At 69.9% G+C, this 13,914-nt stretch carries 13 protein-coding genes; 9 read left to right on the top strand and 4 right to left on the bottom strand.

The features are described from left to right. Window positions 1–48: 48 nt before the first annotated feature. The 3 genes from AC1DMN_RS08430 to AC1DMN_RS08420 all read right to left on the bottom strand — a co-directional run bounded on the left by AC1DMN_RS08430 (window position 49) and on the right by AC1DMN_RS08420 (window position 1,672). Window positions 49–648, bottom strand: a complete 600-nt coding sequence (locus AC1DMN_RS08430; RefSeq protein ID WP_477384084.1) for a hypothetical protein — start codon at window positions 646–648, stop codon at window positions 49–51. Window positions 649–758: 110 nt separating this feature from the next. Then, on the bottom strand, window positions 759–959 hold the full coding sequence (locus tag AC1DMN_RS08425; RefSeq protein ID WP_477230473.1) for a hypothetical protein: 201 nt from the start codon (window positions 957–959) through the stop codon (window positions 759–761). Window positions 960–1,069: 110 nt separating this feature from the next. After that, complete coding sequence (locus tag AC1DMN_RS08420; RefSeq protein WP_477230472.1) at window positions 1,070–1,672, bottom strand: TetR/AcrR family transcriptional regulator; 603 nt, start codon at window positions 1,670–1,672, stop codon at window positions 1,070–1,072. Window positions 1,673–1,755: 83 nt separating this feature from the next. Between AC1DMN_RS08420 and AC1DMN_RS08415 the strand changes: the two genes are divergently transcribed. Then, window positions 1,756–2,142: a DUF1304 domain-containing protein gene (locus AC1DMN_RS08415; RefSeq protein ID WP_477384082.1), complete on the top strand. Its 387-nt coding sequence runs from the start codon at window positions 1,756–1,758 to the stop codon at window positions 2,140–2,142. A gap of 43 nt (window positions 2,143–2,185) precedes the next feature. Next, window positions 2,186–3,226: an NADP-dependent oxidoreductase gene (locus AC1DMN_RS08410; protein WP_477230470.1), complete on the top strand. Its 1,041-nt coding sequence runs from the start codon at window positions 2,186–2,188 to the stop codon at window positions 3,224–3,226. Window positions 3,227–3,248: 22 nt separating this feature from the next. Here AC1DMN_RS08410 and AC1DMN_RS08405 read toward each other — a convergent pair whose 3' ends face one another. Continuing rightward, window positions 3,249–4,820, bottom strand: coding sequence for a Na+/H+ antiporter (locus AC1DMN_RS08405; RefSeq protein WP_477230469.1), 1,572 nt, complete (start codon window positions 4,818–4,820; stop codon window positions 3,249–3,251). Window positions 4,821–5,279: 459 nt separating this feature from the next. Between AC1DMN_RS08405 and AC1DMN_RS08400 the strand changes: the two genes are divergently transcribed. The 7 genes from AC1DMN_RS08400 to AC1DMN_RS08370 all read left to right on the top strand — a co-directional run bounded on the left by AC1DMN_RS08400 (window position 5,280) and on the right by AC1DMN_RS08370 (window position 13,907). Continuing rightward, the gene (locus AC1DMN_RS08400) at window positions 5,280–6,653 is read left to right on the top strand and encodes an Nramp family divalent metal transporter (RefSeq protein WP_477230468.1); all 1,374 of its coding nucleotides are present in this window, start codon (window positions 5,280–5,282) and stop codon (window positions 6,651–6,653) included. Window positions 6,654–6,866: 213 nt separating this feature from the next. Further along, entirely contained in the window at window positions 6,867–7,085 is a 219-nt protein-coding gene (locus AC1DMN_RS08395) for a hypothetical protein (protein ID WP_441975555.1), read from the top strand. 155 nt (window positions 7,086–7,240) lie between these two features. After that, a complete protein-coding gene (locus AC1DMN_RS08390; protein ID WP_477230467.1) occupies window positions 7,241–7,447 on the top strand; it encodes a hypothetical protein in 207 nt (68 codons plus the stop codon). Window positions 7,448–7,663: 216 nt separating this feature from the next. Next, complete coding sequence (locus tag AC1DMN_RS08385) at window positions 7,664–8,482, top strand: ornithine carbamoyltransferase (RefSeq protein ID WP_441975557.1); 819 nt, start codon at window positions 7,664–7,666, stop codon at window positions 8,480–8,482. Between the two features lie 223 nt (window positions 8,483–8,705). Then, entirely contained in the window at window positions 8,706–10,112 is a 1,407-nt protein-coding gene (locus AC1DMN_RS08380; protein ID WP_441975558.1) for an MFS transporter, read from the top strand. A gap of 10 nt (window positions 10,113–10,122) precedes the next feature. Then, window positions 10,123–12,339 (top strand): molybdopterin oxidoreductase family protein, encoded by a 2,217-nt coding sequence (locus AC1DMN_RS08375; protein WP_477230466.1) that lies wholly within the window; start codon window positions 10,123–10,125, stop codon window positions 12,337–12,339. Beyond that, entirely contained in the window at window positions 12,336–13,907 is a 1,572-nt protein-coding gene (locus AC1DMN_RS08370; RefSeq protein WP_477230465.1) for an FAD-dependent oxidoreductase, read from the top strand. Before AC1DMN_RS08375 ends, AC1DMN_RS08370 begins: the two co-directional genes overlap by 4 nt. The last annotated feature ends 7 nt before the right edge of the window (window positions 13,908–13,914 follow it).

Here is a 13,914-nt window from a genome sequence, read left to right as displayed (position 1 = left end):
GTCGATCTCCTGTCTCACGTTCTGACAACTTCCGTGAGATCGAACAGGTCAGCGCAGGATCGGAACCCGCCGCACGATCGGCAGGCGCTGCCAGGACGCGTCGAGGCTCGCCGTGCGTGCGGCGGGCGTGATGGCGAGCCCKATGAGGACCAGGGCATAGACCAGGTGCTCGTCGATGATCRGGTTGGTCGCGCTCTGCCACACCGCGAGCCGCAGCAGCACCATGAGGGCCACGCCAGAGAGCGTCGCGATCCGGGTGGCGATCCCGAGGAGGAGCGCGATGCCGACGCCGCCCATGCCGAGCATGAACAGCCAGTCGATCACGACGTTGCCCGCCAGCCCGTGGAACAGGGGGGACAGCGGGCCTTGGGTCCCGAACTGCAGGAATCCGGTCGTGGGTGATGCGCCGTGGATCCATGCGGCGGCGCCGAAGAGGTCGACGGCTCCGGTCTTGGGGTCTCGGCCCGTGCTGAATCCGAGGGCGAACGTCTTGTCGAGGAAGGCCCACAAGAACACCAGGGCCATCGTGATCCGCAGGACGGGCCACACCACGCGGAGGGGCGATGCGGTCTCGTCGGAGGGCGTGCGGAGCGGGCTCGCCATCTCCGCGGCAGGGGTGTCGGTCGATCGGTCGGCAGTCGCGTTCATCGTCTTCATCTCCATCGCTCGGCGCGCACAGGGGACGGAGGCCCCCGGTGCGAACCACGAGAGAACGACGTCGCAGGTTCACGGGATCCGGGATCCCGCAGAACTCGCGGCTATTTCGCGCGCTGCTCCAACTCGCGGATCCGGGCCTCCAGAGCCTCAATGCGGTCGTAGAGATCCACCAGGGTGACGCCGTCCGCCACGACACCTGGTCGCTGCCAGTTCGCGCGAACGAATTCCTCATGCGTGCGGAACTCCTCACGCCGTCGGTAGCCGGGGCTCCCTGGTAGATCGAAGCCACTGAAAAAACTCATGCGTTCCCTCCGCTGTGTTGGCCGGCCGGCTGCTGACATCCAATCACGCCGCGATGATGCCGGCCTCGGGAGGACGGCACGCCCGATCACAAGGTGCGAGCGGCGCCTGATCAGGATCGGGCTGCGGCTCCCGTGCGGAGTGTGAGGAGCTCGATCGCCGACGCCACGCCGCGTGCCGCCTCGGCGGCATCGATCCGCGCCAGGGCGAACGCCGCGACGACGCTGCTCGTGATCGTGGTGACCACCCGTTCGCGATCATCCGCATCGAGGTGAGGGTCGTGCGCCTCCACTCCCCGGGCGAACGCGTCATGGAGCTCCGCGCGATAGTCGGCGATCACGCGCGCGACCTTCGGGTCCTGCGCGATCGGGGCGCCGGCGGCGTTCACCAGGAGGCAGCCGTGCGACGCCGGCATCGAGGTCAGAGTGCCGAACGCGTCGTGCAGACCCTGCAGGTAGGCGATGATCGCGTCGGGCTCGACGGTCTCGCCGGACAGGGGTCGCAGTCGCGGGCGGACGACCTCATCGAGGTAGCTCTGCACGGCGGCGTCGAACAGTCCGCGCTTCGAGCCGAATGCGTTGTAGATGCTGGAGCGGCTGAGGCCGGTCGCGGCCTCGAGCTCGGGGATCGAGGCGCTCTCGTAGCCGGCCGACCAGAACAGCGTGCGGGCCGCGCGCACCACCGTGTCGCGGTCGAAGCTCTGCGTGCGTGCCATGGACGCTCCTTTTGTGTAACGGTCGGTCTAGTATATATTGGACAGGTCGTTACAGAAAAGGTTTCACGCAGAGGAGTCCCATCGTGGTTGTCGCAGGTCTGATCTTCGCCGGAGTCGCGGCGCTCGTGCACGTCTACATCTTCGTCATGGAGTCGCTGGCGTGGACCACGCCCCGTGTGCGCGCGACGTTCGGCACGAGTGAGGAGGAAGCGCTGGCGACGAAGTCGATGGCGTTCAACCAGGGGTTCTACAACCTCTTCCTCGCGATCGCCGYCCTCGTGGGCATCGTCTTCTTCGCGATCGGGGCACCCGCCGTCGGCGCGACCCTCGTGTTCGTCGGAGCAGGATCGATGGCGGCTGCGGCGCTGGTGCTGCTCCTGTCCAGCCCCGACAAGCGGGCTGCGGCGCTGAAGCAGGGCGTGATCCCCGCGATCGCGGTCGTCATTCTGGCCCTCGGCGTCACGCTCTGACCGACCCTCTGGTTCGTATCCCACCCCCTTACGAAGGAGTTCCATGTCCACTGCCCTGAGCACCCAGATCCAGCTCGCGAAGCGTCCGGTCGGCTGGCCGACGCCCGATGACTTCCGGACCGCAGAGGTGGTCTACGAGGCCCCCGCCGCCGGCGAGGTGCGCGTGCGCAACGAGTTCGTCTCTGTCGACCCCTACATGCGAGGACGCATGAACGACGTCCGCAGCTACGTCCCGCCCTTCGCTCTGGGCGAGACCATCACAGGAGGTGCGATCGGGCGTGTGGTCGCCTCGGAGGCTCCCGAGCTCCCGGTCGGCACGGTCGTGCTGCACCAGCACGGGTGGGCCGACGTGGTGCAGGCCGACGCATCCACGTTCCGCGCCGTGCCCGAGGTTCGCGGCCTCTCGTCGTCGCTGCGCCTGCACATCCTCGGCATGACCGGCCTCACCGCGTACGTCGGCCTCACCGCGATCGCCGGGCTGAAGCCGGGCGACACCGTGTTCGTCTCCGGTGCGGCCGGCGCGGTCGGCACCGCGGTCGGCCAGATCGCCAAGCTGCTCGGCGCCGGGCGGGTCATCGGCTCGGCGGGCACGCCCGAGAAGGTCGCGCTGCTGACGGAGAAGTACGGCTACGACGTGGCCTTCAACTACAAGGACGGCGACGTGCGCGCCCAGCTCGCGGCCGCGGCGCCGGAGGGCATCGACGTGTTCTTCGACAACGTGGGCGGGGATCACCTCGAGGCGGCGCTCGACGCGTTCAACGACGGCGGCCGCGCTGCGCTGTGCGGCGCGATCGCCGGCTACAACACGACCGACCGCACGCCGGGGCCGGACAACATGGCCAACATCATCACCCGCGCCCTGACGCTGAAGGGCTTCACCCTCGCGGCATACCTCGGCCTGGCGCCGGAGTTCCAGGAGAAGATGGCGGCCTGGTTCGCCGAGGGGAAGATCGCCTACGACGAGACGATCGTCGACGGCATCGAGAACACTGTCGACGCGTTCCTCGACATGATGCGCGGCGCCAACACGGGCAAGATGCTCGTGCGCGTCGCCTCCGCGGAAGCCGCGGCGGAGCGCGCCTGAGCCTAGGCCTGGGATCGCACCGTCACTCGTGCCGCTCCGCTGACGCCGGCGTGAAGTGCAGCGCGTCGCGGTCGAGCCGGGTCTGCAGCCGGTGCAGCGTGGCGTCGCTGATCGCGCCGTCGTTGCGGAGGCGGATCACGACGTCGCGGGTGTGGTCGACGAGGGCGAGGCTCAGCGCGGCGTAGTCGTGATCCAGGTCGCGCCGGGTGCCGCGTCCGGGTTCCGGCAAGGCGTCGATCCGCTCGAGCCGTTCCCGGTACTCGTTCACGACCCGTTCGCGCACGTGGTCCGGCGCGTCGATCCCGTCGGCGAGGGAAGGCGTCGCCTCGATCGCCGAGCGCAGCGCGGTGCGGTGCGCGCGGGTGAACTCGGCGGTCACCATCGAGTCGGGCTCGAGGCGCGCCCAGCGGATCACGGCCGGCAGGAGCATCCCCTGCGCGAGGATCGTGAGGACCACCACCCCGGTCGCGACGAAGATGATCTCGGCGCGACCCGGCATCGCCGCGGGCACGGCGAGTGCGACGGCCAGGGAGATCGCCCCGCGGAACCCCGCGACGGTCGACACGACCCTGGCGCGATGCGTCATCCGCTTCCTGCGCTGGGCGGGGCTGCGGTCCACGAGCCGGATCCCCCAGGTCGTGATCATCTGGAACGCGAAGCGGATGAGCAGGATCGCGATCCAGATCAGCACGCACAGCAACACCAGCATCGGGAGGCTCTGCAGGGGGACCGCGCGCATCGCCGACTGCGCTTCGATCCCGATCAGGACGAACAGCGCGCCGTTCAGCGTCGTGGTCGCCAGCGTCCAGAAGCCGTCCCGCTGCTGCCGGGACTGCGGGGTGCCGGAGCGCGGACCGGTGCGACTCAGATACAGCCCCGCGACGACCACGGCGATGACGCCGGAGGCGTGGATCTGCTCGGCGGCGAGGAATGCGGCGAAGGGCACCAGCACCAGCGCGGCGTTGTGCAGGAGCGGATCGTGCAGGCGCCGGAGCACGACGGTCCCCAGAAGACCGCCGAGAAGGCCGATGACGGCCCCGCCGCCGTACGCCACACCGACGAGGGTCGCGATCTCCCCTGCGGAGTAGTCTGCGCCGCTCGCGGCCATCCCGATCATGATCGTGTAGATGACCAGCGCGGTGCCGTCGTTGACCAGGCTCTCGGCCCGCAGCTGGACGATGTTGCGGTGCGGGAGCGCGCGGGCGAGTGCTCCCACGGCGGTGGCGTCGGTGGGCGCGAGCGCGGCGCCGAGGACGAGCGCGGGCAGCCATCCCCAGCCGAAGGCGACGCCGATGCCCGCCGCTCCGAACGTCGTCGCGACCACCAGCAGCGTGCTCAGCAGCAGGATGACCCGCAGATCGCGGCGGACTTCGCGCAGCGGCGTCATCAGCGCCTCCCAGAACAGCAGCGCCGGCAGGAACAGCACCAGCACCGCATCGGACGGGAGGTGGATGTCGCGCACCGCCGGGATGAACCCGACGAGCAGCCCGAGGAGCAGCTGGAGCAGCGGCGCGGGAACACGAAGCCGCGGCGCGGCCCAGGACGCCGCCACCACGAGGGAGCCGACCAGGACGAAGGTGATGAGCGGATCCATGAGCAGTCCTCTCGGGAGACGGGACGATGCGGCGAAACAGGATCCCGCCATCGCGACGCCGACTCGAGGAGCTTCGCCATGCCCAGGGTCGCACCCCCGTGTTTCCAGCCCGTTGCGGGCAGGGGCGGGAGCGGTTTCGCGTCGTCCTCCGAGGTCTTCCGGTGAGGGGATCGGATCCGCACCGTGACGGGACGCGTAGTCCATCTCTCGGGCGCCTTGCAACCCCGTTTCGCGCCTGTGGCGGAGCACATAGCCTGCGAACTCGACAGACACACAGGGCCGCGCCGCTGCGCGGCCGCGGCGCCGAGACAGTGAGGAGTCCCATGAGCCCCCAGGCATCGACCACCACGAAGAACCGTCGCACGCCCGCGCGCGGCGCGCAACACCCCGCCGAGACGAAATGACACCGCTCGCGCCGGCTGCGTCCGCCAGCAACCCCGCTGGTCGGAGGAGTAGACGATGACCGTCATCGATCCTGCCGCCGACGCAGGGGAAGAGCCCTCTGGTTCCGCCACCGCGGGCAGCGGCGAAGAGGAGAAGCCGAAGAGCAATCCGGTTGTGCGCTTCCTGCGCGTGCTGGGTCCCGGTCTCGTCACAGGCGCCGCGGACGATGACCCCTCAGGCGTCGCCACGTATTCGCAGGCGGGGGCCACGTTCGGGAACGGGCTGCTATGGACCGTYCCKCTCTCSYTGCCGCTCATGATGGCGGTGCAGGAGATCTGCGAYCGCATGGCCCTCGCGACTGGCGACAGCCTCGGCGCGTTGATTCGCCGCAAGTTCCGCCGGGGCGTCGGTGCATCGATCGGTGTTCTGATCGTTGCGCTGATCGCGGCGAACTGTCTGAACCTCGCCGCGGACCTCAACGCGATCGGGCAGGGCATGCAGCTTCTGCACGCTGGACCTGCATGGATCTGGAGCATCGTCGCCGGCATCGCGATCCTCGTGACGGTCATGCTCGGCTCGTTCGAGCTGATCGGCAGGATCTTCAAGTGGTTGTGCCTTGTGCTGCTCGTCTACCTCGGCGTCCTCTTCGCGACACATGTGAACTGGGGCAGCGTCGCGGCCGGCCTCGCAGGCTTCCAATTCCAGCTTTCGCCGGCTTACCTGGGTCTCGCCGTCGGCGTGCTCGGGACGACCGTGTCCCCGTACATGTTCTTCTGGCAGTCGGCGCAGCGAGTCGAGGAGATGCGCGAAGAGAAACGAGGTGGAGACGATGCGCCCGCTCTCGACGAACGTCCCGCACGCGAGGCGCACCGCCGGTTGCGCAACGGACGAATCGACGTCTTCACCGGTATGGCCTTCAGCGTCCTCATCATGTTCGCGATCATCGCGTCATCCGCAGCGACCCTGGGTGCGCACCAYAAGACGGTCTCCAGYGCYGCGGAAGCGGCCAAGGCCCTTGAGCCCATTGCAGGCGATTTCGCGAGCATCCTCTTCGCCCTCGGGTTCATCGGATCCGGCATGCTCGCCGTACCTGTCCTCGCAGCCGCGGGAGCTGCGGGCCTCTCGGCTCTGCTGAACAAGAACTGGGGTCTGGACAAGAACCCACGCCGGGCGCCGCTCTTCTATGTTCTGCTCGGCATCGGCATGATCGGCGGCACCATCCTCGCCGTCGTCTCCACCGACCCGATCGGGCTGCTCGTGCTCAGTGCGATCGTCAACGGCATCGCCGCCGGTCCGTTCCTGATCATCATGATGCTGATCTCCCGCGACCGCACCATCATGGGCAGACACCGAAACGGGAAACTGGCAGCAACGCTGGGATGGGCCACCACCGTGCTCATGTGCGTCGCCGGCGCTTATGGCATCTGGTACACCGTCGCCGGCGGGTGAGTGCAATTCTCGGAGCAAACCCGTGAACCGCGGGCGAGGCGACGTCGCATGATCGCCACGGAGTATTCGTGGCCTATAGCGAGCGCGAGCGGCATCTGTCAATGATCTGGCTTTCTGGCCGATGCAGCGTGATCGTGCAGGCATGCCCGGCGACCACGCACTCTGTGCGGAGATCGACGGGACTGCGGACGTGGTGAGGGAAGAGAGAGCAAAATGCGAAAGTACTTCTTCTGGCTCGGCATCGGGGTTTTCGCGATGGTGGCCTACTTCTATGGTGCGAAGGCGGGTCGGGGCCGGTACCGAGACATCCGAGCGAGCATCGATGCCGTATGGAACGACCCGAAGGTGAAGAAGGCGCGCAAGAAGGCCCTCAAACGCGCAGAAGCGGTCGCACAGGCTGCCGTGAAGCAAGCCAAGAAGGTCGGGAGATGAGCATGGCCGAGACAGGGAGCGAGCCGGAGGATCGCGTGCGCAGGATCAGCGACGCGGCTGCCGGTGCCGTAGAGGAACGCGTGGACAAGGCTGCGGGCGCGGCGTCGGATGTGATCTCCTAGGCATCCGACACGGCGTCGCATGCGGTGGGCGCGGTGGCAGGTGCGGTCACGGATGCGATTGACGCCCGACGTGAGGAGGTCATCGCGGGAGCCAGACAGGCCGCGGACTTCGTGGCGGGGATGGGCGGTGATGCGGTCGCCCACGTGAAGCACCATCCGACGCGCACTGTTCTGCTCGTGGCCGCAGGCGCGGCCGTCATCGGATTCATCGTCGGTGTGATGACAGCGAAACGCAACTGACGTCGTCGCCCGCGCGAGACGACCGCAACGGAGGTGTGAGCCCTTCGGGAAATCCGAATCCTGAGGGGCACACACTCCCTGTGACGGGAGGAGCTCGCGAGCTCACTCTGTCGGCCGGCAGCATTGGCGAGTGGCGCTACGTCGGGCTCCGGCCGGCATTTGGGTGTGTTCCTCCGTGGGGCCCGCCCGTCCGTGGATCTTCTGGATACTAGATGAGTGCGACATTTACTTTCCTTGTCAGGCCTCAGCCGGCACGACCTGAGCGACATATTCGCACGCGCCAAGTCCTTCGAAGGCGGGAGAGGCCCCATCATGGATGGAGCTGCCGCCCTCTTCTTTCCCGCATCAAGCGTGCGAACGCGCGTTTCCTTCGAGCGTGGTGCCGCCGAGATGGGACTGCAGCCGATTGTGTTTCCGCCGGAGACACTCGATAAGGACGAGGACCCGATCGATGTCGTCGGCTACCTCGCCTCGTGGGTGGATCTCCTCGTCGTGCGTCACCCTGATATCGAAGTGCTGCGCGGTCTGGCAGGGGCGGAGACGCTCCCGGTGATCAATGCGATGACGAACGTGAACCATCCGTGCGAGGTGCTCTCAGACCTTTATGCGCTGGCTCAGGACGCTGATCCGTTCGGGCTCAAGTTCCTGTTCGTAGGCGCTGACGGGAATATTGCCCGTGCGTGGTGGGAGGCAGGAGTCGCTTTCGGCATCGATATCGAGCAGAGCTGTCCCGCAGAGCTTCGGGTGCCGGGGATGCCTTGGAACGAGGATCTTCGCGACGCCATGCGCGGAGCAGACGTCGTAATCACGGACGGGCCCGGTCGCGATGCGGATGCGCTCGCACCCTATCGCGTGACGGGGGAGCTTCTGGATACTGCGCCGGACAATGTCCGGTTCGCTCCTTGTCCGCCTTTCATCCGAGGACGCGAAGTCTCCGAGGACGCCGTTGATCATCCATCCTTCGTCGGATACAGGTTCAAACGCCATCTCACGACGGTGCAGCAGGCGGTGATGTCCCGGGCGCTCGAGACGTGAGCCAGCCGCCTTCCGGATCACCCGCCTGACTGGTCTGCCGTCTCGTCCTACTCCACCCCGCTCGCGACGTTCATCCCCGGGGCGGCACCGGGAGCGCATCGCGACATCTCACAGAGCCTGGTTGTTGCGGAGAGGAGTTCGACACGCAGACGTTACGGCGCACACGACAGCCGGAAACACGGACTTCCTAGCGTGATCGCACACGCACTCCTGGGAGGTCCGCATGACCGGCATCGCCACGAACAGCACCACCACGCCCACCGCGGAGAGGCCCGCGACCGGCTCCGCGCTCGGCTTCCTGCCGGGACGCTGGATCTCCGGATGGAACGCCGAGGACCACGATCAGTGGCGCACCGCGGGCTCTGCGATCGCGCGGCGCAACCTGCGCTGGTCGATCTGCGCCGAGTTCCTCGGCTTCGTCGTCTGGCAGCTCTGGTCGATCGTGGTCGTGGCGCTGCCGGCGGCAGGATTCCACTTCACCGTCTCCGAGACGTTCTGGCTGATCTCGATCCCGAGCCTGGTCGGAGCGACCCTGCGCTTCCCGTACACGTTCATGGTGCCGCGCTTCGGTGGACGCAACTGGACGGTGGTATCGGCGCTGCTGCTGCTGGTCCCCGCGCTCGGGCTCGCGCTGTGCGTGTCGAACCCCGGTACCCCGTTCCCGGTGATGCTCACCGTCGCGGCGCTCGCCGGCCTCGGCGGAGGCAACTTCGCGAGCTCGATGGCGAACATCACCTCCTTCTACCCGCAGCGGCAGAAGGGCTGGGCCCTCGGGCTCAACGCCGCCGGCGGGAACCTCGGTGCCGCCGTCGCCCAGTTCGTCGTGCCGATCGTGATCACACTGGGAGCCGGCGCGACCTTGCATCTGCCGCTCGCGGGTCTCATCTGGGTGCCGCTCATCCTGATCGCGGCCTTCGGCGCCTGGCGCCGGATGGACAACCTCACGAGCGCCCGTGCCGACATCTCGGCGTCTCTGGCCGCGCTGCGCTATCCCGAACTGTGGCTCATGGCGCTGCTGTACATCGGCACGTTCGGATCGTTCATCGGATTCTCCGCCGTCTTCCCCAAGCTCATCGCCGACCAGTTCCCGGCGTTCACCGCCTTCCCCGTCGGAGGCGCGATGCTGTCGCTCGCGTTCGTCGGGGCGCTGGTCGGGTCGCTCGCACGCCCCTTCGGCGGACGGCTGGCCGACCGGTTCGGCGGCAGCGCCGTGACGATCGCCGCCTTCGCAGTCATGGCGCTCGGCGCCCTCGCCGTGGTGCTCACGCTGCCGCTGCACTCCTTCTGGCTGTTCCTCGGCTTCTTCCTGCTGCTGTTCGTCGCGAGCGGCGCGGGCAACGGCGCGACGTACCGGATGATCCCGACGCTGTTCGCGCTGCGGTCCGGGGCTGACGGGCACTCCTCATCGGGCGACGTCGCCACTCAGCGCGCCGCGGCCGCTGCGCTGGGGATCGTCTCCGCGATCGGCGCCTACGGCGGCTTCCTCGTCCCGCAGGCGCTCGGGCTGTCCAAGGCGGCGACCGGAGGATACGCGGCCGGCCTCGGCTGGTTCGTAGTCGCCTACGTCGTGCTGTGCGGGATCACGACCGCCGTGCTGCTGCGCGGACGCCGCCGCGGGGCGCGGATCTGAGTCGGCCGCGATGGCAACCGGATCCCCGCCCCCGACGGCTCCCGCCTCTTCTGCCGCGGCGGGCACGCACTGCCCGTACTGCGCGCTGCAGTGCGCCATGACCCTCACGCAGGATCCGGCCGGTCCGGCCCCGGTGCGGGTGGAGGGGCGCACGTTCCCGACCAACCGAGGCGGGCTGTGCAAGAAGGGGTGGACCTCAGCCGCCCTGCTCGCGTCCCCAGAGCGGCTCACCACACCGCTGATCCGCGATGCCGGTGTTCTGCGCCCGGCGAGTTGGGACGAGGCGCTGGCGCGGATCGCGTCGTCGTTGCGCGCGATCCGCGCGGCTGACGGACCCGACGCAGTGGCAGTGTTCGGGGGCGGCGGGCTCACGAACGAGAAGGCGTACCTGCTCGGCAAGTTCGCCCGGGTGGCGCTGGGCACCTCGCGCATCGACTACAACGGCCGGTTCTGCATGTCGTCCGCCGCGGCGGCGGGCAACCGGGCCTTCGGGATCGACCGCGGCCTTCCCTTTCCCGTCTCCGACCTCGACGACGCCGACACGATCCTGCTGCTCGGCTCGAACGTCGCCGCGACCATGCCACCCCTGCTCTCGCACCTCGCGGGCGCCCGCGCCGCCGGTGGCCTGATCGTCGTGGATCCGCGCCGCTCGCAGACCGCCGAGCTCACCGCGGACGGTGCGGGCTCGCACCTGCAGCCCGCGCCCGGCACCGACCTCGTGCTGTTGCTCGGCCTCATCCACCTCGTGCTGGCGGACGGGCTCGCCGACCGCGCCTATCTGGAGCAGCGCACGACCGGTCTCGACGCGCTGCGCCGCAGCGTCGCACGATGGTGGCCCGAGCGGGTGCAGGCGATGACGGGGATCCCGGTCGCGGTGCTGCGCGCGACCGCACACCGGCTCGCACGCGGCCGCGGCACGTACATCCTCACCGGGCGGGGCGTCGAGCAGCACGTCGACGGCACCGACACGGCGACCGCGGCGATCAACCTCGCGCTCGTGCTCGGGCTGCCCGGCCGATCGGACTCGGGATACGGCACACTCACCGGCCAGGGCAACGGCCAGGGCGGCCGCGAGCACGGGCAGAAGAGCGACCAGCTGCCGGGGTACCGCAAGATTGCCGATCCTGCGGACCGGGCGGCTGTGGCCGCGGTCTGGGGCGTGGATCCGGACAGTCTGCCCGGGCCGGGCGTTCCGGCCGTGCAGCTGCTGGGGATGCTCGGCGAACCCGGCGGCGTGCGCGCCCTGCTCGTGCACGGCGCGAACCCGATGATCTCCGCCCCCGACGCGGGAGCGATCGCCGCGGGTCTCCGTGCGCTCGACCTGCTCGTCGTGTGCGACTTCGTGCTCTCGGAGACCGCCGCGCTCGCCGATGTCGTCCTCCCGGTGACGCAGTGGGCCGAGGAGGAAGGCACCCTCACGACGCTCGAGGGACGGGTCATCCGCCGTCGTCGCGCCCTGACCCCTCCGCCCGGGGTGCGCAGCGAGCTGGAGATCCTCGCCGATCTCGCCGCCCGGCTGGAGGCTCCGTCGGAGTGGCCGACGGATCCGGCGATCGTGTTCGCGGAGCTCGCCCGCGCCTCCGCCGGCGGGATCGCGGACTACTCGGGGCTCAGCCACGCGCTCCTCGACGCACAGCTCGCCGCAGGCGTCGCCGCGCACTGGCCGTATCCCGCCGGCTCGGACGGCACGCCGCGGCTGTTCGCCGAGCGGTTCGCCCACCCGGACGGCCGGGCGCGGCTCGTGCCGGTGCAGCCGCAGGAGCGCGATCCGGAGGCGCCCGACGAGGAGCCGCTCGACGGCGGGGCGGCAGGCGAGCGGCCCCGCTCCGCGCTGCTCACCCTCATCACCGGGCGCCTGCTCGAGCACTATCAGTCCGGGGCACAGACCCGGCGGATCGCCGAGCTGAGCGATGCCCACCCGCGCGCCCGCGCCGAGCTGCACCCCGCGACGGCCGCCCGGCTCGGAATCACGGGCGGGGATCCGATCGTGGTCCGAAATCGCCGAGGACGCGTCATGGCGGACGCTCTGCTGACCGAGCGGATCCGGCTCGACACGGTGTTCCTGCCGTTCCACTTCGCGGATGCGGAATGCGCGAACCGGCTGACCGCCGCGGTCACGGATCCGATCTCGGGCATGCCGGAGTTCAAGCGCACGATGGTCGTCGTCACCCCCGCGGTCGGGGAGAACGGAGTCGCATCCGTGAACGCCGAACAGGTGCCGGCATGAGCGGCCCGATGCGGATCGTGCTGATCGGCTACGGACCGGTCGGCGCCCGCTTCGTCGAGGAGCTGCTGCCCGCGGTGACGGCGGGGCGGGTGTCGCTCACCGTGCTGGGTGCGGAGGCCGAGGACGCGTACAACCGCGTGCTGCTGGCCGAGTACGCGGTGGGCGCCACCTCACGGGAGCGCCTCGAAATCGCGGACACCGCGGCGGCGCGCACGGCCGGGGTGCGGATCAGGCTCGACGAGACCGCGATCGCCATCGACCGTGCTGCACGCCGGGTGCGGACTTCGGCGGGCGACGAGCTCGCCTGGGACCGGCTCGTGCTCGCCACGGGCGCGCGTGCCAACGTGCCGACCCTGGCCGGCCTGGAGCACACCAGGCACGAGCGCGGCGCTGCGCCGGTGCCCGGCCGGGACGGCGGACGCCGGGCGCTGCCCGCGGGCGTGCTCGCGCTGCGCGACGTGGCCGACGCCGAGGCGGTCGCGCCGGTGGTCGCCGGGGGTGGAGCGGTCGTCGTGCTCGGCGCCGGCGTGCTCGGCATGGAGTTCGCACTGCTCGCCGCCGAGCACGGGGCGCGGGTCACTGTGGTGCACCACGGCACGGCCCCCATGGCGCGCAACCTCGACGAGACCGGCGGGCGGATGCTCGCGCGTGCCGCCCGCACGGCAGGCCTGCGGATGGCGGCGCATGCGCGCGCCGAGACCGTCGAGCTCAGGGACACCCCGGCGGGGCCGGTGTTCGACGGCATCGTGTGCGCCGACGGCACCTATCTGCGCGGGCATCTTCTCGTGCTGTCCTGCGGTGTCGCTCCACGGGTCGAGCTCGCGCTCGCCGCCGGCCTTGCCTGTTCGACGGGCGTGCTGGTCGACGCGGATCTGCGCAGCTGGACGGATCCAGAGGTGTTCGCGATCGGCGACTGCGCGCAGATCGCGGATCCCGGCGAGGCCGACGCCACGGGCCACGTGCCGGGRGCGCCGAGCGGCCTGATCGGGCCCGGATGGCGGCAGGCCGCAGCCGTCGCGAGCCGGCTGCGTGCCGAGGCGGCCGGGGTCGGAGCGGGCGAGGAGGCGAGCGTCGTGCGGCACGCGCGCCCGACCGTGCTCATGCTCAAGGCGATCGGGATCGACGTCGTATCGGGCGGGGCGTACGCGGCGGAGCCGTGGGACGCCGACACCGAGGTCAGCATCTGGATCGACGCCGCGCGGGGCGCATATCTGAAGACCGTCGTCCGCGACGGCGTGCTCGTCGGTTTCGTCTCGGTCGGCCTGCCGCAGGCCGGGGCCGAGCTCACCCTGCGCTACGAGCGGGGAGCGGGTCTCGTCGCGGATCCGGCCGCGCTGCTGCGGCTGGACGCGGCCGATGCCGGCGCGGCCAGGGCGACCGACGACCCGCTCGGGCCGGAGGCCACCGTCTGCTGGTGCAACGGCGTGACAGCGGGCCGCATCGCGGAGGCGGTGGCGGACGGGTGCGGCACCGTCGAGGAGGTCGGCCGGTGCACGCGCGCGGGTACGGGATGCGGCGGCTGCAAGGGGCGGATCACCGCGCTACTGGCGGCGGTGCCGGCGGCATAGGGTCGGC

Source organism: Microbacterium sp. 01T413_2, from assembly GCF_056398985.1.
The sequence above is the reverse complement of the archived record's forward strand: the minus strand, read 5'-3'. Positions and strand labels throughout refer to the sequence as shown.